The sequence below is a fragment of the Indibacter alkaliphilus LW1 genome, assembly GCF_000295935.2.
Taxonomy (GTDB): domain Bacteria; phylum Bacteroidota; class Bacteroidia; order Cytophagales; family Cyclobacteriaceae; genus Indibacter; species Indibacter alkaliphilus.
Genome location: NZ_ALWO02000046.1, coordinates 19,679 through 39,324, shown reverse-complemented (window position 1 = coordinate 39,324; position 19,646 = coordinate 19,679). Strand labels below are relative to the sequence as shown.

General features: G+C 40.9%; 20 protein-coding genes. 10 read left to right on the top strand and 10 right to left on the bottom strand.

Annotated features, from left to right (window positions below; all coding sequences use genetic code 11):
- Positions 1-30: 30 nt before the first annotated feature.
- Positions 31-384 (top strand): MmcQ/YjbR family DNA-binding protein, encoded by a 354-nt coding sequence (locus tag A33Q_RS17110; protein WP_016255469.1) that lies wholly within the window; start codon positions 31-33, stop codon positions 382-384.
- Complete coding sequence (locus tag A33Q_RS17105) at positions 381-1,337, top strand: ABC transporter ATP-binding protein (protein ID WP_016255468.1); 957 nt, start codon at positions 381-383, stop codon at positions 1,335-1,337. Before A33Q_RS17110 ends, A33Q_RS17105 begins: the two co-directional genes overlap by 4 nt.
- 46 nt (positions 1,338-1,383) lie before the next feature.
- On the opposite strand, the gene A33Q_RS17100 is transcribed toward A33Q_RS17105, so the two are convergent.
- The 6 genes from A33Q_RS17100 to A33Q_RS17075 all read right to left on the bottom strand — a co-directional run bounded on the left by A33Q_RS17100 (position 1,384) and on the right by A33Q_RS17075 (position 7,966).
- Positions 1,384-1,896 (bottom strand): FKBP-type peptidyl-prolyl cis-trans isomerase, encoded by a 513-nt coding sequence (locus A33Q_RS17100; protein WP_009036108.1) that lies wholly within the window; start codon positions 1,894-1,896, stop codon positions 1,384-1,386.
- Between the two features lie 29 nt (positions 1,897-1,925).
- Positions 1,926-2,243, bottom strand: coding sequence for a hypothetical protein (locus A33Q_RS17095; protein ID WP_009036107.1), 318 nt, complete (start codon positions 2,241-2,243; stop codon positions 1,926-1,928).
- Between the two features lie 78 nt (positions 2,244-2,321).
- The gene (gene leuS / locus A33Q_RS17090) at positions 2,322-5,096 is read right to left on the bottom strand and encodes a leucine--tRNA ligase (protein ID WP_009036106.1); all 2,775 of its coding nucleotides are present in this window, start codon (positions 5,094-5,096) and stop codon (positions 2,322-2,324) included.
- 196 nt (positions 5,097-5,292) lie between these two features.
- Positions 5,293-5,859, bottom strand: coding sequence for a LutC/YkgG family protein (locus A33Q_RS17085; RefSeq protein ID WP_009036105.1), 567 nt, complete (start codon positions 5,857-5,859; stop codon positions 5,293-5,295).
- A complete protein-coding gene (locus tag A33Q_RS17080) occupies positions 5,856-7,214 on the bottom strand; it encodes a lactate utilization protein B (protein ID WP_009036104.1) in 1,359 nt (452 codons plus the stop codon). Before A33Q_RS17080 ends, A33Q_RS17085 begins: the two co-directional genes overlap by 4 nt.
- On the bottom strand, positions 7,211-7,966 hold the full coding sequence (locus A33Q_RS17075; protein ID WP_009036103.1) for a (Fe-S)-binding protein: 756 nt from the start codon (positions 7,964-7,966) through the stop codon (positions 7,211-7,213). The genes A33Q_RS17080 and A33Q_RS17075 overlap by 4 nt, the downstream gene beginning before the upstream one ends.
- Positions 7,967-8,475: 509 nt before the next feature.
- On the opposite strand from A33Q_RS17075, the gene A33Q_RS17065 reads away from it, so the two are divergent.
- A complete protein-coding gene (locus A33Q_RS17065; RefSeq protein WP_009036101.1) occupies positions 8,476-8,904 on the top strand; it encodes a hypothetical protein in 429 nt (142 codons plus the stop codon).
- An 11-nt stretch (positions 8,905-8,915) separates the two neighbouring features.
- Positions 8,916-9,998, top strand: coding sequence for a 6-bladed beta-propeller (locus A33Q_RS17060; RefSeq protein WP_009036100.1), 1,083 nt, complete (start codon positions 8,916-8,918; stop codon positions 9,996-9,998).
- Positions 9,999-10,010: 12 nt separating this feature from the next.
- Here A33Q_RS17060 and A33Q_RS17055 read toward each other — a convergent pair whose 3' ends face one another.
- On the bottom strand, positions 10,011-10,241 hold the full coding sequence (locus A33Q_RS17055; RefSeq protein WP_009036099.1) for a hypothetical protein: 231 nt from the start codon (positions 10,239-10,241) through the stop codon (positions 10,011-10,013).
- Positions 10,242-10,408: 167 nt separating this feature from the next.
- Between A33Q_RS17055 and A33Q_RS17050 the strand changes: the two genes are divergently transcribed.
- The 4 genes from A33Q_RS17050 (at position 10,409) to A33Q_RS17035 (ending at position 12,583) form a co-directional block, all read left to right on the top strand.
- Positions 10,409-10,717 carry a DUF3784 domain-containing protein gene (locus A33Q_RS17050; protein ID WP_009036098.1) on the top strand — a complete coding sequence of 103 codons (309 nt, stop codon included), beginning with the start codon at positions 10,409-10,411 and terminating at the stop codon, positions 10,715-10,717.
- Positions 10,718-10,786: 69 nt separating this feature from the next.
- Positions 10,787-11,437, top strand: coding sequence for an outer membrane beta-barrel protein (locus A33Q_RS17045; protein WP_040490617.1), 651 nt, complete (start codon positions 10,787-10,789; stop codon positions 11,435-11,437).
- Between the two features lie 104 nt (positions 11,438-11,541).
- Complete coding sequence (locus A33Q_RS17040; protein WP_009036096.1) at positions 11,542-12,174, top strand: hypothetical protein; 633 nt, start codon at positions 11,542-11,544, stop codon at positions 12,172-12,174.
- A gap of 37 nt (positions 12,175-12,211) precedes the next feature.
- Positions 12,212-12,583: a hypothetical protein gene (locus A33Q_RS17035; protein ID WP_009036095.1), complete on the top strand. Its 372-nt coding sequence runs from the start codon at positions 12,212-12,214 to the stop codon at positions 12,581-12,583.
- A 298-nt stretch (positions 12,584-12,881) separates the two neighbouring features.
- Here A33Q_RS17035 and A33Q_RS17030 read toward each other — a convergent pair whose 3' ends face one another.
- The 3 genes from A33Q_RS17030 to A33Q_RS17020 all read right to left on the bottom strand — a co-directional run bounded on the left by A33Q_RS17030 (position 12,882) and on the right by A33Q_RS17020 (position 18,130).
- Complete coding sequence (locus A33Q_RS17030; RefSeq protein ID WP_009036094.1) at positions 12,882-14,204, bottom strand: FGGY-family carbohydrate kinase; 1,323 nt, start codon at positions 14,202-14,204, stop codon at positions 12,882-12,884.
- A gap of 1 nt (position 14,205) precedes the next feature.
- A complete protein-coding gene (locus A33Q_RS17025) occupies positions 14,206-15,483 on the bottom strand; it encodes a sugar isomerase (protein WP_009036093.1) in 1,278 nt (425 codons plus the stop codon).
- 538 nt (positions 15,484-16,021) lie between these two features.
- Entirely contained in the window at positions 16,022-18,130 is a 2,109-nt protein-coding gene (locus A33Q_RS17020) for a bifunctional rhamnulose-1-phosphate aldolase/short-chain dehydrogenase (protein WP_009036092.1), read from the bottom strand.
- 155 nt (positions 18,131-18,285) lie between these two features.
- Here A33Q_RS17020 and A33Q_RS17015 point away from each other — a divergent pair, with 155 nt between their 5' ends.
- Entirely contained in the window at positions 18,286-19,128 is an 843-nt protein-coding gene (locus tag A33Q_RS17015) for a GntR family transcriptional regulator (protein ID WP_016255461.1), read from the top strand.
- A 22-nt stretch (positions 19,129-19,150) separates the two neighbouring features.
- A complete protein-coding gene (locus A33Q_RS22455; RefSeq protein WP_016255460.1) occupies positions 19,151-19,315 on the top strand; it encodes a Transcriptional regulator of rhamnose utilization, GntR family in 165 nt (54 codons plus the stop codon).
- Positions 19,316-19,646 lie beyond the last annotated feature (331 nt).

Genomic DNA, 19,646 nt, shown 5'->3' with positions numbered 1-19,646 from the left:
GTATACAAGCGGATAATCATATCATTTTATATGGATATTGAATTTTTTCGAGATTATTGTCTTTCAAAAAAAGGAGTGGTTGAAGATACTCCCTTTGATGAAAACACCCTCTGCTTTAAAGTGGGAGGGAAGATATTTGCGATAATTGATATTGAGCTTTTTGAGAGTGTTAATCTTAAATGTGATCCTGAATGGGCTTCTGAATTAAGAGAACAATACAGTGGAATTGAGCCTGGCTATCATATGAATAAGAAACATTGGAACACTGTTTCCTTTAATGGAGGCGTTCCCGATTCTTTTGTTTTAGAATTGGTGGATCATTCTTATGATTTGATTTTGGAAAGTTTACCGAAAAAAGTAAAAGACCTTATCCTCAAATCATGACATTTTTAAAAATAAGTAAGGTTATAAAAGCTTACCAAAAAGATAAGCCTATCCTTTCAGATTTTTCAATGAACATCAATTCCGGACAAGTAATTTCACTGGTTGGAGAAAGTGGATCAGGAAAAAGTACATTGCTTAGAATTATTGCCGGTACAGAAAACAGAGATTCAGGAGAGGTGTATTTGGGAGATATGCTGATCCAAAATCCCAAAGAAAAACTTGTCCCAGGATATGATGAGATTCAGCTGGTCTACCAAGAGTACAAATTGTACCCAAACAGCACCGTCGAAGAGAATATCCTTAGACCTTTATTACTCTATGATAAGTCATACAGGAAGTACAGACTTGAAAAACTCTTGGAATTACTTGGTTTACAAGATTTTAGAAATAATTTACCCAAAGAGCTTTCAGGTGGGCAACAACAGAAGGTTGCTATAGCCAGAGCTTTAAGTTTGGAACCAAAAGTACTTCTTTTGGATGAACCCTTTTCTTCCTTGGATACTATTCAGAGACGCGAGTTGATTACAGAATTGAAAAATATGTTCAAGTCTTTGGGAGTAACTGTGATATTCGTTACTCACGATCTGGACGATGCGCTTCAATTGACAGATCAGCTGGTCATTCTTCAGAACGGGAAAATCGTTCAGGAAGGGAAACCTGCCGAAATTTTTTCTAAGCCCCAAAACATGTATGCAGCTAAGCTTTTTTCTCATCTCAATAAAATTCCGGGGAAGAAAAAAAAATTTATCAGACCAACAGATATTTCTTTGTTTAAAACGAGCGGACTTCCTGTCCTAGTCAAAGATGTCCAATACCTTGTGCATTATAATCAGTTGACAGTAAAACTTTCAAATGGTGAGATCTGGCTGCTGGAGGATAAAAACAGGAAATTTGCAATCAATGAAAAACTGCATGTAAAATGGGAACCAGAAAAAGAGCTGCTGATAAAGTGAAAAATTCCCCATTAGAAAATGGGGAATTAGATTTCAAATTCATTGATTAATCTTCTTCGGGTAGTACACCCTGGGATAATTCTTCTTCAGTAGCCTCTCGGACCTCAAATACCTCTCCGTCAAAATGTAGATCAAACCCTACCAGAGGATGATTAAAATCCAAAAGCACATTTTCTCCCAAATCCTTCAAAACTTTTGCTTGCATTTGGTATCCATTGTCATCCACTAATGGCAAAAAATTACCTACTTCTAACATGCCTGGTTCAAAGCCCTGATCTTCAGAAAATTGAGATTTGGGGAATTCCATAATCATTTCCTCACTTGCTTCACCATAGGCCTCATTTACAGGGATGACGAAATCAAATGTGTCTCCCTTAGCCTTTCCTTTCAACTCTTCCTCAAATTTCTCAGGAAGGCCACTTTTACCAAATAAAAAATAAAATGGATCTTCTTCATCCCTCACTTCCACGCTGAATGGAACAGATTCAATTTCATCTTCTTCTTTGCTTACTTTTAGTTCATAGGTTAGCCCTACTATGACGTTTTCTGTAATATTCATAATTTTCTATTTCTCATGTAAAGTTACATTTATTTTATTGCCCCATTAATCATCAAGGCAAATATGCTAAGCATACTAAGGACAAAGCAGAGCATTACCATTTTTTCCTTTTTTTTCACTGTATAATATATCGTAGCCAAAAATATGCAGCTGAACACCAAGCCGAAAATGAGAACCACTCTTAGATAAAGCTCTTCAGAACTGTGGAAATACGGAGCTAGGTTTTCACCTGTCTGTAAAATGATTTCATTTCTTCCCAATTTAATTCCTATCCATTCCTTGAGGTAGGAATAAGCAAAAATCCCTGACGAAACCAGTGCTGCAAATATGATGAAGAATTTATTCATAAATCGAATGTAAAAAGAATTGGGTTACCAGTAAAATTGCCGGTAACCCAACTTCCCTTCGAATCAATGTAGTTTTATTTAAACAACTATATTTACAATTTTATTTGGAATCACTATCATTTTTTTAGGTGTTTTTCCCTCAATCCATTTCTGAACGGTTTCATCTTCCAAGGCTGCTTTCTCGATTTCCTCTTTAGATAAAGAAAGTGAAAGGGTCAACTTGGTTCGCATCTTTCCATTGATAGAAACAGGGTATTCATGGCTGCTTTCTACCAGATAAGCTTCATTGAATTCAGGGAAAGTCGCATGAATGATGGACTCTTCATGACCAAGAATAGCCCAAAGCTCTTCTGCAATATGTGGTGCATAAGGTGAAACCAAAATTGCCAATGGTTCCAAAATGGCTTTCTTGTTGCATTTCAATGCAGTCAGTTCGTTTACACAGATCATAAAGGAAGCCACTGAGGTGTTGAAAGAGTAATTCTCCAAGTCCTCTTGTGTTTTCTTGATGGTCTTGTGCAGGGTTTTCAATTCTTCTGCACTTGGCTTGGCCTCGGAAATAGTAACATTGCCATTATTGTCATGATAAAGCTTCCAGAGTTTCTTGAGGAATTTGGATACTCCGTCGATGCCATTGGTGTTCCAAGGCTTGAACTGCTCCAAAGGCCCCAAGAACATTTCGTACAACCTCAAAGTGTCAGCTCCATATCTTTGGATGATGTCATCAGGGTTAACAACATTGTATTTGGACTTGGACATTTTCTCTACCTCAGCCCCACAGATATATTTGCCATCCTCCAGTATAAATTCTGCATCAGCCAAATCAGGTCTCCAAGCTTTGAACTTATCCAAGTTCAATTGGTCATTGTGTACGATGTTTACATCCACGTGCATGGCGGAAGTTTCGTATTGATCTTTAAGACCCAAGCTGACAAACTGATTGCTTCCTTTTACCCTATAGACAAAATTTGATCTTCCTTGAATCATGCCTTGGTTGATCATTTTTTGGAAAGGCTCTTCTATTGAGACAGCTCCTATATCAAAAAGGAACTTGGTCCAGAATCGGGAATACAATAGGTGTCCTGTAGCATGTTCCGCCCCGCCAATATACAGGTCTACAGCCCCCCAATATTTGGCAATCTCTTCGGCTACAAATTTCTCCTCGTTTTTAGGATCCATATAGCGGAAGAAATACCAGCTTGAACCGGCCCAACCTGGCATGGTGCTTCGCTCAAGTGGGAAGGTTCCTTCTGAAGTGGTATAGTTCCAGTCTTTGGCCCTTGCCAAAGGCGGTTCACCATCTTCTGTAGGTAAATATTTATCTACCTCCGGCAACACCAAAGGCAGGTCTTTTTCATCCATCAGATAAGGCAGGCCATCTTTGAAATATACTGGAAGTGGCTCGCCCCAGTAGCGCTGACGCGTAAAAATTGCATCACGCATCCTGTACTGGATTTTACCTTTTCCGATTTTTTTCTCTTCCAGGAAAGCTATAGCCTTGTCCATCGCAGCTTTCATCTCCAAACCTGAAAGGAAGTCAGAGTTGATGATGGTACCTCCTTTTCCAGGAAATGATCCTTCTTCCATGCTTCCCTCGATCACCTGTCTGATCTCCAGTCCAAAATGCTTAGCGAAGTTATAATCTCTCTCGTCATGCGCTGGAACGGCCATCACAGCCCCAGTGCCATAGCCTGCCAAAACGTAATCGGCTACCCATATTTGGATTTCTTCTCCATTGAATGGGTTGATGGCGTAAGAACCTGTGAATGCACCGGAAATGGTTTTGACATCTGACATTCTTTCACGTTCAGACCTATTTTTGGCAACTTCAACGTAAGCCTCTGCTGTTTGTCGTTGATCGTCAGTGATCAGGTCTTTGACATAATCATGTTCAGGAGCCAAAGCCAAATACGTCACTCCATAGATAGTGTCAATTCTGGTGGTAAACACTTTGATCAACTTATCCTGTCCTTTGACCTGAAATACCATTTCGGCACCAGTAGATCTTCCGATCCAGTTGCGTTGCATTTCTTTGATGGGTTCATTCCAGTCCACGGTGTCCAGCCCTTTGAGCAACCTGTCTGCATAAGCTGTGATCCGCATGGACCACTGTATCATTTTCTTTCGTTCCACAGGATGTCCGCCCCTTTCGGAGAAGCCATCTTTTACTTCGTCATTGGAAAGTACCGTGCCGAGTGCTGCACACCAGTTGACAGTCGTCTCAGCCAAATAGGTCAAGCGGTATTTGAGTAGCATTTCCTGCTTTTCTTTTTCAGAAAAGGCTTTCCAATCTTCTGCCGAAAACTCTGGTGTATCTTCATCGCATACTGCGGATATACCTGCGTTTCCATTAGATTCAAATTTTTCTATCAAAGAAGCGATGCTTTTGGCCTTGTCTTCAGTTTTGTCATAATAGCTGTTGAAAAGCTGCATGAAGATCCACTGAGTCCATTTATAGTAGTCTGGGTTGGAAGTGCGGACTTCCTTGTCCCAATCAAAGGCAAAACCGATGTTTTTGAGCTGCTCGGTGTATCTTTTGATGTTTTCTTCAGTTGTAATGGCTGGGTGTTGTCCTGTCTGTATGGCATATTGCTCTGCAGGTAATCCAAATGAATCGTAACCCATAGGGTGTAGGACATTGAATCCCTGAAGTCTCTTGTATCTTGTGATGATATCAGAGGCAATGTAGCCCAGCGGATGTCCCACATGTAGTCCTGCTCCGGACGGATAGGGGAACATGTCCAAAGAATAAAATTTCGGTTTGTTTGGATTCACTTGGGCATTGAAAATCTGGTTTTGTTCCCAGTATTGCTGCCATTTCTTTTCTATTACTGAAGGATTGTAATCAGCCATTTTCAGCTAGTTCTTTAAAATTTAGATTAATAGCTTGCAAAAATAGAAAAATTAATGGGAATAGATTGGGGAATTGGAAATTATGGGAGTCGCTTCGATTTCGGGATCTCCGTTTCACATCGATACCGCAGAGTTTATATCCAGTAATCTTTCCGGCCTAATTAAAATCATAAACCTTCGAGGATTGAAAAAAACCTCAAAGGTTGGTCAGAACTACCTTCAAACTCTTTGCTCCATGCGCCCCGATCACCAAAGACTGCTCAATATCAGCAGTTTTGGATGGTCCAGCAATAAAAAGTCCAAAACCTGAATGCTGGGCTCCAATTCTTTGATAAGCTTCATGCATATTGGAAACCAAGGATTTTTCCTCTAAGACAATCACCAAATGCTCTGTGATAAAGGGTAAAGCCCTCAAGCCCAAGTTTTCATCGGTCAACCAGATTGCCCCGTTTTCCGCAACCCCAAATTGACCTTGAATGATAGCTACTTCCAACTCATTTAATTCATGGGCGTCAGAAGGTAAAGGCTGAGTCGAAAGGCTCTCCATTCCCTTGGCCAGGTTGAGAATCTTTTCAAAACGGTTGATGGCTATAAAATCCTTCAATTCGGACTCAGCGATTACTTCCCCCTTATTGGCCTGAATGGATAGTATAAAGGCAGCTTTGTGATCCATTGGAAATTCAAATGAAGGGATCTCAGGAAGCAGGCTGTTCTCTCTAGGAATGGCCTTGATTTTGGTCAAAATGTTTTCTCTGCTGCTCATGTCCTGTTTTTTTTGTACCAATCTTTGAAAGTTTCTTTGGGTGTTTCGGGTAAATCCCTTTGCTTTCCCCAAGTGTTTAAGCCTGAATAAGTAATGCTGTCAGGTAGGATTTTCAAGGCTCCCCGCATCATTGCCCCGCTGATTTTATAGGCAAAAGGAACAGCAAAAATCCCATTTGCGATTTTCATGGAAATGCTTTTGGTATTGGTGCCCTGGGCTTTCGTGATTTCCTGTCTCCATTCATAGAGTTGCTCATGGATGTTGATTTTGACCGGACATACATCCGTGCAAGAACCACAAAGGGTTGAGGCAAAGGGAAGGGTACTGTATTTTTTGACATCCAAGCCAGGGGATAGAATGGAACCTATGGGGCCAGGAACTACCGAGCCATAACTATAGCCACCACTTCTTCTATAAATTGGGCAGGTGTTCATACAGGCTCCACAGCGTATGCATTTCAGTGAGTTTTTAAATTTCTCCCTGGCCAATTGATCCGTACGGCCATTATCTACCAAAACAATATGTATTTCCTTACCCGGAGCAGGGGAGCGGAAATGGGAATTGTAATTGGTAATGGGTTGACCGGTAGCAGAGCGGGCCAACAGCCTGAGGAATACCCCCAAATCCTTTCTTCTGGGAATGATTTTTTCGACGCCCATACAAGCGATGTGTATATCGGCCAAATGCACGCCCATATCGGCATTGCCTTCATTGGTACAGACCACAAATTCTCCTGTTTCCGCAACACCAAAATTCACTCCGGTAATGGCTACTTTGGCGCCCAAAAACTTTTCCCTCAAATGCAAACGGGCTGCATGGGTGAGGTAAGCCGGATCTTCATTACCTTTTTCGGTTTGAAGTTTTTCATGGAAAAGCTCAGAAATATCCCTTTTCTTCAGGTGAATGGCAGGAAGTACAATATGGCTTGGCGGTTGGTTGAGGAATTGGACTATCCGCTCTCCCAAATCTGTGTCAACTACCTCTACGCCATTTTCTTCCAGAAAAGGATTGAGATGACATTCTTCTGTCAGGATGGATTTGCTTTTTACAATGGCTTTGCAGCGGTGTTCATTCAGTATGCTCAATACCATCTGATTGTGTTCCTCGGCATCTTTCGCCCAATGTACATGGATGTTATTTGCTTTGGCATTTTTTTCGAATTCAACCAAGTAAGTTTCCAAATTGGCCAGCACATTGTCTTTGATCTGGGAAGCCAATTCTCTCAATTCTTCCCATTCCGGAATGGTTTTGCTGATGTTGTCCCGCTTGTCTCTGACAAACCATAGTGTTTCATCATGCCATTTGGCTTTGGCAGCGTCCTGTAAAAATTCCGATGCTTTGGATGGATGGCTCATGAAATGGCTTGGTTAAGGATTTCTGCGATATGCATAAATTTCAATGGCTGCTGATTCCTCTTGGCTATACCTTCCAGGTGCATGATGCAGGACATATCTCCTCCAGTGAGTATTTCTATCCCGTGCGTCAAATGATCTTCCAGACGGTCTTTGCCCATCTGAACCGATAAGGCTTCTTCTGTAACAGCAAAAGTTCCCCCAAATCCGCAGCATTCATCTGTCCTCGTCAATTCCACCCATTCCAATCCGTCCAGCTGTTCCAATAGTTGTTTGCCCTTGCTATAAAAAGGCTCGTTGCGTTCTGAACTAGAGCCCAATCGCAGACCGCGATGTCCATGACAGGAGGCATGAAAGCCAACTTTATGGGGAAAGTATCCTTTAAGGTTTTCTACTTTAAGGACATCGGTAAGGAATTCTGTCAGTTCAAAGATTTTTTGGCGTAGGCTTTCCTGTTCTCTTTCCATTCCCGGAATGGACGGTGCATGGTCTTTGATATGCAGTACACAACTCCCGGAAGGGGCTACAATATAATCGTAAACAAGGAAGGTTCTTAAAAAATGTTTGGTGGTGCCAAATGTGTCCCTCTCATATCCTGCATTGGCCATGGGTTGTCCGCAGCAAGTCTGACCCATGGGGTAGCTGACCTGGCAACCCAGCTTTTCCAATAGTTCCAAAGTCGCAATGCCTACATTAGGGTAGAATTGATCGACGTAGCAGGGGATGAATAAAGCAATCTTCTTATTTAAAGGCATTTTATGGATTCGGTATTTATGGATATTAAGATACTGATAGATATTGGCTTGTACATCGATGGCTAAAATATCAATAAATATCAACAAACATCAATCAATATCACTTAGCAATTTGATGAAGCAAATGATCACAGGATTCAATTTCCAATTTCTAAAAATAATGACGGAAAGATATCCTGTAGTATCGGGTTTTAAGGGATGGGGTAATTTTTGCAATAGGATGGTTGATTTTTTGATCGTTCTATTGGAGCCTTATGTTCAAAGGAAAAACTTATCAATCACACACTTCTTCAAAGGAAAAAATGTGATTTTTAACACTTTTTCAAATGAAAAAGTGTATTGTACTACATTTTTATGAAGGAAAATAAACGTAAATGAATCTGATGATAGTGATGAATGGCCTGAAAAGTACCTCTTGATTTCATCTTTCTGGGGAATCCACTAAGAATTCCTTGAATTAAAACTATAAATTTGGTATATTTTCTGAACATTCGTCGGAAGGTAAATCTATGATACATTCGCTTTTTTATCTGATACTCCTTTTTTGGTTTCTGCAAACTGAGCATCCCTTGGAAGGCAAATGGAAAATGTATAGAAGCGAATCATTTGAAAATATCCTGACTTCAAAAAACTTTCAACTCCAGGATGAAGAACAGCAACAAGCTGTTGCAGAAGCTTTTAATAAAGTGATCAATGGATATTTTTATGACTTTAAGAAAGACACCGTCATTTTCACTAATTACAGTAACTTCGAGATTCATGAGCTTAAAGGAATATGGTGGACGGAAGGGGATACTTTGATTATTGGAAGATTGGATAAAATCAGTACTCAAAAATATTTCATTTCCAAGTTGGACAATAAGGAACTTCACTTGCAGCTGATTGTGCCAAGGCAAGCCGAACCATCAAAAAGCAGGTGGATGTATAAAAAGGAATAAAAAAATAAGTAATGGATAATCCATTTTTCAGGTTGTTTTTAGTAGCGGCAATTTTTTCTGGATTTTTCGCGTGTACCGAAAAGCCCAAGTCGGAGCTGATTGAAATCAATGTACCAAGCAAGGTGAATACAGAAGTTACATTAAATGACATTGCCGATTCCATACAATATATCCAACTCGAAACCCGCCCTGATGCTTTTATTTCAAGAATCAAAGAGGTGTTGCTTCATGATGATAAATTGTATATCTGGTATTTATTTCAAAAAATCCTAGTTTTTGATCTGGAGGGCAAGTTTTTGGGGGCTCTAGGAAAACAAGGTGAGGGTCCTGGGGAATACAGGTCTGTTTCTGCCATGGCTATAGATGATATTTCTGGAGAGATTTATCTGTTTGCTGGCAAAAAAATCATGAGGTACTCTCCAGAGCATGAATTAATAGAGGAAAAGAGGATAGATTCCTCCTTGGATTTCGGCTTTGACTTCTTTAGGATACTCGGAGGGGAAAGGTTCGGCATTTCTCAGGAATATGGAAATGTAGTTGAAGGAGGTTTTGCCAATGAGACCAAGTTGTATCGATTTGATGCAGCTATGGCAGTCATTGACACCCTGCCCTTAAGAAACGTGATTATGGAGAAGAAAATAGCCAGTGCTTTGGGGTATACAGATTACATCAGCAGCTATGACGGCAAGCATTTTATCTATACACCTGTAACGACAAATGAAAATTACCTAAGAGACACCCTGTACCAGCTAAGGGATATGCAGTTGAAGCCTTTTGCTAAGTTGAATTTCCCTAAACCTCATTTAGATGACAGGGGATTTAAAAAATATTATATCGCAAATGTGGTACATACTGCCAATTACATCAGTTCGCATTTTTATGAAAAAAGTAGTTTACACCAATTCCTCTTTCATATGGAGAGTGGCAAGGGTTATCTAGTTAAAGATGGATTTTTGGATGAAGATGGCGACAGATTCAGCTTAAGGGTTTTGTCTGCAGAGGAGGATTTATTTTATTTTGTCAAACCTGCAGCCTTTGTATCAGGTGAACAGGAAGAAGCCAATCCGGTGATTGGTTTAGTAAAGTTGAAGTAATTGCAAAGCCCCTCAAAACCCTTCAAAGTCCTTTTTGCTGAATGCTGCTGCCTGATGTTCAGGATAGGTTTGGAGAAATGATGCCGGAAACCTGACTTTCTGATCTTTCCACTTGAATTCATAGGCATATAGCATGCCATCAGTTTCTTCCAGGTAATCTATTTCAGCTTTGTCATGCGTTCTCCAAATCGAAAAATTAGGCCTAAAATTTCGATTTATACTCTGGTTTTGATTTGGACTCAAATCAATTAGTCGGGTTTTTGATCCGTACCCAAATCAATGCTTGTTAATTTCTGTGTTTTATTTTTTTAAGAAGATTGAGTTTATTGCCTTTGTTTCAAACTAATCTTTTTGTATTTCGTTTTTAATGATTATTTTCAGTGCTCGATTTTAGATTTAAAAAACTATTTATGGTTAGCGTTTACATAGGAGTATTTTTTATTGCGATAGGTATTTTGGTGAAGAAATTCCCCAATCTAATGGCAGGATACAATCATCTGTCCCAAAAAGAAAAAGAAAACGCCATTGCCAATGGTTTGCCCACTTTCGGATGTGCAGTTTTTGTAGTGATGGGATTGGTCTCTATATCAGGATATTTTCTTGGGATATGGTTGGATCAACCTGGAATAGGCGACGGCCTAGGCGTAATGGTAACCTTGGTAGGGGTGGTAGTTTTGATTGTATTTGGGAATAGATTTACCAGAGAGCGTACCAGATAAGTCTAATTGCTTTTAATTGCTGGGTAGTTTTAGTAAATTGATTTTTTGGTTTTCCTAACTTATGTTTTTATGAAACAATTCAACATAATATGCTTTTTCCTTCTTATTAGTTGGTTAACTCATGCCCAAACCGAAAAGGGCCGATTCTTGATTGGAGCTGGGACTAATTTAGGATTATCTGAATCACCGGGGATGATGAATCTTTCTTTTTCTAGGCAAAAAACTTTTATTGATGATGGCCTTTCTGGTCAAACTAACAACAATAATATTTTCATAGCTACAAAAGTAGGATACTTTTTCTTTGATAATTTGGTTGCTGGATTGGATTTAGCATTGGGTTCGGGGAGAGGAACATCGACTTTTGATGCTGCCACTCAAAATTTGGATTCAAAAAGCTCTCTTTTCAGTATAGGACCATTCGTACGGTATTACATTCCTAGTGGAAAGATTTTGCCATTTGCAGAGGTAAACGCACTTTTTGGCAGTAGGAACATAGAAATCGGTGGTTTTGTCAGTTCAGAAAGCCAACAATCGTTTACCAATATTGGGGGAGGTTTAGGACTTGCCTTTTTATTGGGAAGGAGAAGCAGCATTGATTTGGTTTTAAATTATAATTCTAACAAGATAAACTTTGAATCAGAAGACTATACCGACAGGAAAAATACCTTAGGGATTAAAATAGGTTTTACCATGTTTCTTGGGAAGATACCTGAAATATAAGATTGGTCAAATGGAGTAGAGCTAAATTTCTCCTGCCCATATCCTGGCCAGCTTTCCATTAATAGATCTCAAAGATTTCAATCCATGAACAAAAATTTGGCTTTATGAAAATATTTAAAATTTTAAGTTTTTTCCTTCTGATCGGTTTTTCTGCCCATGCCCAAACTGAAAAAGGGAGAATGCTCCTCGGTGCAGGTACTCACATTGGGTTTTCAAATGGTATAGGAATGATGGATATGTATTTTAACAATACAACAAGAGAATTTGCGGACGGTACATCGGAAGAAAGGAGTTCTTATAATATCTTTTTTGCTCCGAAGGTGGGCTATTTTCTAAGCGATAATTTGGCAGCGGGAATAGATTTAGCTTTCGGCTGGGGAAATAGAACAATACCCCTAACAGCTTTTGCAATTGAGGCCAAAAATTCTTTGTTTGGAGCAGGGCCTTTTGTTAGGTATTATGTGCCAAAAGGAAAAATCCTGCCTTTTGCTGAGGTGAATTCTATTTTTGGCAACCAAAGAACTAGGGATGATTTTGTTGCAGAAAATGTAAGCAATACAGCTGTCACTAGTCTTGGGGGAGGTTTGGGGCTTGCCTTGTTGTTGGGAGAGCGTAGTAGCTTTGATTTGCTGTTGAATTATACTTCTAATCGGGCGAATTTTGAATCTGATGGATTCTACACCAGAGAGAATGTCTTAGGGTTAAAGTTTGGTTTTACAATTTTCTTGGGCAATTAAGGTATATTTATTTTTCCAATAAATTCAATTGAAAAGAATGATCCGATACTTGAGAATACTTTTCTTTCTGCCCTTAATCTATTTGTGCTGTGTAAGTTGCGCGACAGAGGAGCCCATTGATGATCAGCTTTCTGCCTGTGAAACCTCCGATGCAATAAGCCAGCTCACTTGGTTAAAAGAACAGTTTGAACTGATCAGAAACACCCCGGAAAGCGGGATCATTTTGTATCAATTCAATTCCAGAGAGGTGATTGAAATCCAGTCTCCCTTGATGAGTTCTACCAATCAATCCCAGTATTACTGTGATGGAACCAAGTTGGATTTTGATGCCCCGGAGATTTTTCAGGATTTTTTGGCGAATCGGGTTGAGGTAAAAATTCTCCATGGAGTCAATTTGTGGGGAAGATAGCCTTGCGGTGTTGAAATTTACTGGATTAAGAAATTTTTTTAGAAGGATAGCTACTCCTGATCGCAAAATTCATATAAAATCAGCGATCGTAATCGCTAAATTAATATAAATTTTGCGGTTATTAATTATTAATCATGATTCGTGGATATTTAAATAACCACAGCCCTCTATCAAAAAATAGCAATTTCTATTATGGTTACCAGGTACTTTTATTCCGTTTCCCCTATTTGTCGACAATTATTATTGATCCGCCTTTGAAGGATTACTCTTCTCTTGTGATCTCTACTTCACTCCGATTTCAATTCACCAAAATCCCTGCCCCCAACGCCGTCCCCAAAGCAAAATCTGTGGTTTCAATGCTGATTCCTGACAATTTGTCCCTAAGCATCTCCACAAAAATGGGATTGGCATTGAAGCCACCGTCGATATAGAGTTTTTTGACTGAGGTGTCGCCATTCAGGACCAGAGATAAGGAGGCAACTTGCAGGTCAGTGAGTTCATGGATAAAGCTGTAATAAGCATCCTCAAAATCTGCAAAACCTTTCCAGTCGGTTGCTGTTGCATGGGTTAGTCCATAAACTTCCGGTTTGAGGTATTCAAACCTAAACCGTTTGCGGTTTTTGGATTTAGCTTTTTGGTAAAGCTTCTTTTCAAATGACAATGCTTTGTAATAACCTCTTTCCAATTGGAAATACGCGTATAGTTTTTCGATCTGAACTTTGTGCTCTTCTCCTATAAATAACCGGCTGATTTTGATAGGCTGACCTTTTTTGCTGAGAAAATGCAGACAGTCTTTTCGGAGTTCTTCAGTGGTCAGGGGAGACGCGTTGAAAGGATTGATGCTGATCGCCCAGGTGCCCGTAGACAATAGGGCAAAAGGTTCGGAATTGCTGTTCAAATAAGGCAATAAGGCAGAGGAAGAATCATGCACTCCCACGCCTATACTCATGCTGTGCCTGTCAAAGGTCTTGGGAAAACTGGTCGTAGTGTCCACCACCTCTGGTAATAATCGGTCTATCCCTTCTGCTTTGACCCAATGGTGATAATCTCCTTTGGCAAAATCCCATAAGCCTGTATGACAGCCTATGCTTGTATATTCTGAGACTGCTTTTCCCGTAAAAAGAAATGAAAGGTATTGGGGAAGGTGAAGGCTGCGATGGATTTTCTTAAAGGTTTGTGGTTTTGAGTTTTTTAGCCAATAGAGCTGAAGTCCGGAATTCAACATGGCCAGGGCAGGAGAGGAAGTTTCCCTGCTGAACTTTTCTGCTGGGCCATACTTTTTATAAAACTGCTCCAAAATGACATCAGGATACTTTTTTAGGTAATTGTACAGGGGCGCGACCGGATTGCCCATTTGGTCAATATGTACAAATGAAGCCCCATAGGTCGTAAAATTGAGTTTGATGACCAAAAATTGGGGTAAAGCTAAAGCTTCTTTTAAGGTTTGTTTGACCCATTGGGTCAGTGCCTGAATGGATTCGCAATCATCTCCGTCTTCATCCTGTATATAATCCAGCCGGTGGTACACCTTGTAGACTTCCTTCAAATCCTGATCAAAAAGGAAGAACTTCTTATTGGTCTTTCCTATGTCAAATATGGCGGTTACCTTGATGGGTTCCATATTACAATCCGCTGGCTTTACTGTCTAGGCCCCTTTCTTTGATCAGCGTTTCCCTTACTTTCAGGTCCCGATAAGCTTGGATAGGGGATATGGTCCCACCACTTTGCCGGATGGATTCCCTGACCAAAGGTCTCAGGTCAGTTCTAAATGCCTCCTGGAGGATTTCCTGTGCCATACTTACATCATGCGATGCTTGTGCTGCATGAAGAGAATTTTGATCTACGATCAAAGCCTGTGCATAGGCCAGTTTGATGGCTTCAACGGATTGCAACAAATCCTCCAAAGGGTCTTTCAGGTTGTGGCTGGCATCAATCATCCATGCCGGCGCAGGATTGGAAGTTTCTTCAAAACCGGCTACCAGTTCATTGAAAATCAGGAAGAGCTGGTAAGGCTTGATGCTGCCCACGGTCAGGTCATCATCTCCGTATTTGGAGTCGTTGAAATGAAAACCCCCTAATTTCCCTTCGGTCATTAGGTTAGCCACTATCTGCTCAATATTTGTGTTGGGCAGGTGATGGCCAAGATCTACTAAGGTGTAAGCTTTGTCGCCCAATTTGTTGGCCAGCAGAAAAGAGGTGCCCCAATCCTGTATGACCGTACTGTAGAAGTAGGGCTCGTAGGGCTTATATTCGATCAGCATTTTCCAGTCGATTGGAAGATCTTGGTAAATCTCCTGTAAGCATTCATGGGTGTTTTGTAAGGCTTTGCGGAAACTGTGTTGGCCGGGGAAGGATGATCCATCCGCCAACCAAACCGTCAGGGCCTTGGAACCCAGTTTTTCACCGATCCGGATTACTTCCTTGTTGTGCTCAATAGCGATTTCTCGAATATTCTGGTCTTGATTGGCAAGAGAACCGAATTTGTAGGATAGACTTTGGCCAGCCTGGTCCTGGAAGGTATTTGAATTGACTGCGTCAAAACCGATTTCTACTTCAGCTGCTGCTTGCAGAATGGCGTCATAGTCCTGAGGGATGTCCCATGGAATATGCAGGGAGACACAATCACTGGACCGGTTGAGGGCATGAAGTATACCGATATCCTGTATTTTTTGAATCAAAGTAGCAGGTTCTCCTCCCCCGGAAAAACGTCCAAAACGGGTTCCTCCTGTGCCCAAAGCCCAAGAAGGAATGGCAATTTGAAAATCCTGAAGTTTTTGGATGAGTTGCTCCAAATTAAGTCCTTTTTTTTCCAGGGTTTCAGCTAGGAAGTTGAATTCCCTGGCATGGGAAACTTCTCTGGGTTTATTGGTGGATTGGATTTGATCGGCGGTTATTTTCATGGTTTCTGGTGAAGACGCAAAGCGCGCTAAGAATATTTTTTTTGCCACTAAGGCGTAAAGGCACGAAGTGAGAATTGTTTTAATTTGAATTTAAGGAATTATTTGGAAGATAGCTTATCCTTGTCATTTCGAGATTTTAACATTTGGCATTTCCTTTCTTTAAATGCTTAATTTTAAAGCCTACCAATGACAGGTGTGTAGGGATCGTCACTCTGAACGTAGTGAAGAGTCTCCTGCTTTTAAAGGAAGGAGATCTCCCTCAATGCTGCGGGACAGGCTTTCATCTCCGCAAGCTCCGGTTACCATTGACAAAAGTCTATTTCTGATTTAGTTCAACCCCTTTAGGGTTGGGCTTCAACTCTATTTCATGAATTCCCCGGGTTGCTACCCGGGGCTATTCATGGTTTAACCCCTTTGGGGTTTTTAATCAACTGTCATTTCCTTTCTGTAAATGCCAATTTTAATAACTCAGAATGACGCTGGATAACTGGTGTCACTGTTTTATCTTAGCGTCTTGGCGCCTTTGCGAGAACTTTAATCACCTCACAAAAGCAGCCGCAACACCCCCATCCACATTCAAAATGTTTCCAGTTGACTTTGAAAGTATTCCTCCAACAAATGCAAATACCCCATTTGCAATATCCTCTGTTGAAATGATCTCATTCATCAAAGTTCTCTTGGCATAGAATGCTGGCAATTCTTCTACAGTCACGCCATAGGCTTTGGCCCTTCCTTCTGCCCATTTGCCTTCCCAGATCTTGGAGCCTTCGATCACCGCATCGGGGTTGACCACATTGACCCGGATTTTGTCAGGCCCAAGCTCGGCTGCCAACAAGCGTGACATATGTACTTGGGCTGCCTTGGCAGTGCCATAGGCTACATTATTTGGTCCGGAAACCAATGCGTTTTTGGATGCAATATTGATGATGTCACCACCCAATCCTTGGGCTCTCATGACGGCCACGCCCGCTTGGGAAACTTTGAATTGTCCTTTGACCAACACATCATTGAGCAAATCCCAGTCGGCTTCGGTCGTCTCTGGTAGGGGTTTGCTGATGGCCAATCCGGCGCAGTTGACAATGATGTCAACCCCTCCGAAGGCCAAACAGGCTGCTGCATAGGCTTGAGCAATCGTGTCATTATCCAGCACATCGAGTTTGACGGCGATGGCGGCATCTTTTCCAAAATCTTTCCTTGCCTTATCCAAGCGATCTCCATCAATATCAGTTAAGACCACACAGGCACCCTCTGCGGCAAACTTGTCTGCGATGGCTTTTCCTATTCCACCTGCACTTCCAGTGATCAAAGCCACTTTTCTGGAAAGCGGTTTTTCTTTGGGCATTCTTTGAAGTTTTGCCTCTTCGAGGAGCCAGTATTCTATATCAAAAGCTTCCTGCAAAGGCAATGAAACGTATTCAGAAACCGCCTCGGCACCTCGCATCACATTGATGGCATTGATGTAGAATTCTGAAGCAACCCTTGAAGTCTGCTTGTCTTTGGCATAGGAAAACATCCCCACTCCCGGCCAAAGGATGATGACCGGATTGGGGTCACGCATGGCAGGGCTGTTGCTGCGCTTGTGCTTTTCATAATAGTCTTTGTAACCTTCTCTGTATTGGGCAAAAAGCTTTTCAATATGACTTTTCAATGCAGACAGGTCACTCAATTCCTGATCTGCCGGAATATCCAATACCAATGGGGCAATTTTGGTCCTTAGAAAGTGGTCTGGACAGGAAGTTCCCAAAGGTGCCAATTTGGTCAAATCATGGGAATTGATAAACTGCAATACCGTTTCTGAATCATTGAATGTGCCCACCATGCGGTTATAGCTGGAAGCCAAGCCACGCAATAAGGGAGCGATTTTGGCTGCCTGATCTTTCCTTTGAGCAGGGTCAAGTGCTTTTGTTTTTTTACCTCCAAAGACAGGCCTTTTCTTGCCATAGTTTTCTTCCAGAAAAGCAGAAGCTTTTTCAATGACTTCCAAGCTGTTGGTATAGCATTCATGAGCCGTATCGCCCCAGGTAAAAAGTCCGTGTCCACCCAACATGATGCCCCGGATACCGGGATTGGCCTCCAATGCATCCCGCAATTGCAATCCCAAATCAAAGCCTGGTCTTTGCCAAGGCACCCAGGCAATCTGTCCTTCAAAAAGTTCTTGCGTGATTTTCTCTCCTTCTTTTGATGCCGCAATCGCAATAGCCGCATCGGGATGCAGGTGATCAATATGCTTGAAAGGCAAAAAAGCATGTAAAGGCGTGTCTATGGAAGGGGCCTTGGAATCAAGGTCGTAGATGCAGTGGTTGAAAAGCCCGACCATTTCATCTTCATGTGCGATACCCCTGTAGACTCCTTCCAAAGAACGCAGTTTGTCTACATAGAGCCCGGCCAAGCCAGCCTTGGTCAGCGTACCGATATCCCCACCGGAACCTTTGATCCACATCACTTCCACCGCCTTTCCGGTAAGGGGATCTTTTTCCATGGTTTTGCAGGAAGTGTTGCCACCACCATAATTGGTGATGCGAAGGTCAGCTCCCAGGATATTGGACCGGTATATTAATAAGGCAACCTCATCATCGCCCAAGGAAGCTGCTTTTTCTTCATCCCACAAATAGGATACATGCTTAAAGGTTTGTGGTTTTGTTTTCATATTAGTTTGAGATGGATATGGAAATTCAAGATTTGATCAAATATAAAGGGTCAAGTCAAAGAGGCTATCCTGCACTATACTGATTCTTGTAGAGGATAGGGTTTTGTTTTCCCTATGAATTATCCTATTCTTACTTTTTTAAAACTGCAATCTAAATGAAGCTGAATTTAAACATTGATGATAGTTCGAGTATTCCCAAATACATTCAGGTCGTCAAGGCCATCAAAGGCCTGATTACTTCAGAAGTGTTGCGATTTGGAGATAAAATCCCTTCGATCAATAGCTTAAGTGCAGAGTATTACCTTTCGAGAGATACGGTCGAAAAGGCTTATGCCATTTTGAAAAAACAAGGCATCATAGAATCTGTGAGAGGGAAAGGCTATTATATCAGTCATCACAATGACCTTTCTAAATACACTGTTCTTTTGTTGTTCAATAAGTTGAGTGCCTATAAAAAGGAGATTTTCAATTCATTCGTGACCACCCTAGAGGGACGTGCGGAAATCAATTTTCAAGTACATCATTGTGAATACGAGCTTTTAAGGAAAATCCTGGAGACACAGAAGGGGGGCTTCGATTTTTATGTTGTAATGCCCCATTTCAAAAAAGAGCAAGAGCAGAAGGCTTACGCTTTGCTGCAAAATCTTCCCTCAGAAAAATTGGTTTTATTAGACAATAAGCCTGATGGTTTGGACTGCTTCGGGGCCATTTATCAGGATTTCAAAACCGATATTTATGAAGCCTTGAAAAAGCTTAATTCCAAACTGAGAAAGTATAAAAAACTTATTTTGGTTTTTCCTTTCCATTCCAATTACCCCTATCCGCAAAATATCGTTTCCGGTTTCAAAAAATATGCGTTTGAGGAAAACCTGGATTTTGACGTGATTCAGGAAATCTCTGATGAAGTTTCACCGCAGAATGAGGAGGCCTATATTGTCATTGAAGAGACAGATCTTGTCAATCTCATCAAAAAAAGTGCGGGAAATCTCAGTTCTTGAAATCGGTAAAAATCTCGGTATTTTGTCCTATAATGAGACCCCACTAAAGGAGGTTTTGCAAAAAGGAATCACAGTGATGAGTACAGATTTTAATGTGATGGGTAGGCTTTGTGCTGAAATGATCCTGAGCAAAGAAGGTAAAATGATCAAAAATGAGTTTAGGGTGATTGTAAGGGAGTCTTTGTAGAAATTGAATAGGGTACTTTAATAGTTGATTTTTCATGAGACTGATGCTAAGCTTACATCTTATCAATTCTGCACTATTAGTTCAAAATACCTTCGGATAGAGTTAAACTTTACGAATTAAGGTGAATAAACCTCTTTTCTTCCTAGGCCTGAAGGGCCAATATAACATAGAATTGGGTGCAGCCCAACGCTAATTGGATTATCACCAGTAACATTTCCCAGGCCTGAAAGGCCGATATAACTATTAAAGTTTCCAGTTATTCAGTCCCAAACATATCTCTCATCATATTCCACCTTGAATTTTTTTAAAATAGCTCTTACTCATTTCTTTG

What these genes read in the sequence shown, in the direction of transcription:
- leuS (WP_009036106.1), bottom strand. Translation starts at nt 5,096, where the DNA reads ATGGCTGATTACAATCCTTCAGTAATAGAAAAGAAATGGCAGCAATAC.
- A33Q_RS17030 (WP_009036094.1), bottom strand. Translation starts at nt 14,204, where the DNA reads ATGGAACCCATCAAGGTAACCGCCATATTTGACATAGGAAAGACCAAT.
- A33Q_RS17015 (WP_016255461.1), top strand. Translation starts at nt 18,286, where the DNA reads ATGAAGCTGAATTTAAACATTGATGATAGTTCGAGTATTCCCAAATAC.
- A33Q_RS17050 (WP_009036098.1), top strand. Translation starts at nt 10,409, where the DNA reads ATGGTTAGCGTTTACATAGGAGTATTTTTTATTGCGATAGGTATTTTG.
- A33Q_RS17020 (WP_009036092.1), bottom strand. Translation starts at nt 18,130, where the DNA reads ATGAAAACAAAACCACAAACCTTTAAGCATGTATCCTATTTGTGGGAT.
- A33Q_RS17060 (WP_009036100.1), top strand. Translation starts at nt 8,916, where the DNA reads ATGGATAATCCATTTTTCAGGTTGTTTTTAGTAGCGGCAATTTTTTCT.
- A33Q_RS17110 (WP_016255469.1), top strand. Translation starts at nt 31, where the DNA reads ATGGATATTGAATTTTTTCGAGATTATTGTCTTTCAAAAAAAGGAGTG.
- A33Q_RS17095 (WP_009036107.1), bottom strand. Translation starts at nt 2,243, where the DNA reads ATGAATAAATTCTTCATCATATTTGCAGCACTGGTTTCGTCAGGGATT.
- A33Q_RS17065 (WP_009036101.1), top strand. Translation starts at nt 8,476, where the DNA reads ATGATACATTCGCTTTTTTATCTGATACTCCTTTTTTGGTTTCTGCAA.
- A33Q_RS17085 (WP_009036105.1), bottom strand. Translation starts at nt 5,859, where the DNA reads ATGAGCAGCAGAGAAAACATTTTGACCAAAATCAAGGCCATTCCTAGA.
- A33Q_RS17045 (WP_040490617.1), top strand. Translation starts at nt 10,787, where the DNA reads ATGAAACAATTCAACATAATATGCTTTTTCCTTCTTATTAGTTGGTTA.
- A33Q_RS17075 (WP_009036103.1), bottom strand. Translation starts at nt 7,966, where the DNA reads ATGCCTTTAAATAAGAAGATTGCTTTATTCATCCCCTGCTACGTCGAT.
- A33Q_RS17035 (WP_009036095.1), top strand. Translation starts at nt 12,212, where the DNA reads ATGATCCGATACTTGAGAATACTTTTCTTTCTGCCCTTAATCTATTTG.
- A33Q_RS17080 (WP_009036104.1), bottom strand. Translation starts at nt 7,214, where the DNA reads ATGAGCCATCCATCCAAAGCATCGGAATTTTTACAGGACGCTGCCAAA.
- A33Q_RS17025 (WP_009036093.1), bottom strand. Translation starts at nt 15,483, where the DNA reads ATGAAAATAACCGCCGATCAAATCCAATCCACCAATAAACCCAGAGAA.
- A33Q_RS17105 (WP_016255468.1), top strand. Translation starts at nt 381, where the DNA reads ATGACATTTTTAAAAATAAGTAAGGTTATAAAAGCTTACCAAAAAGAT.
- A33Q_RS17040 (WP_009036096.1), top strand. Translation starts at nt 11,542, where the DNA reads ATGAAAATATTTAAAATTTTAAGTTTTTTCCTTCTGATCGGTTTTTCT.
- A33Q_RS17100 (WP_009036108.1), bottom strand. Translation starts at nt 1,896, where the DNA reads ATGAATATTACAGAAAACGTCATAGTAGGGCTAACCTATGAACTAAAA.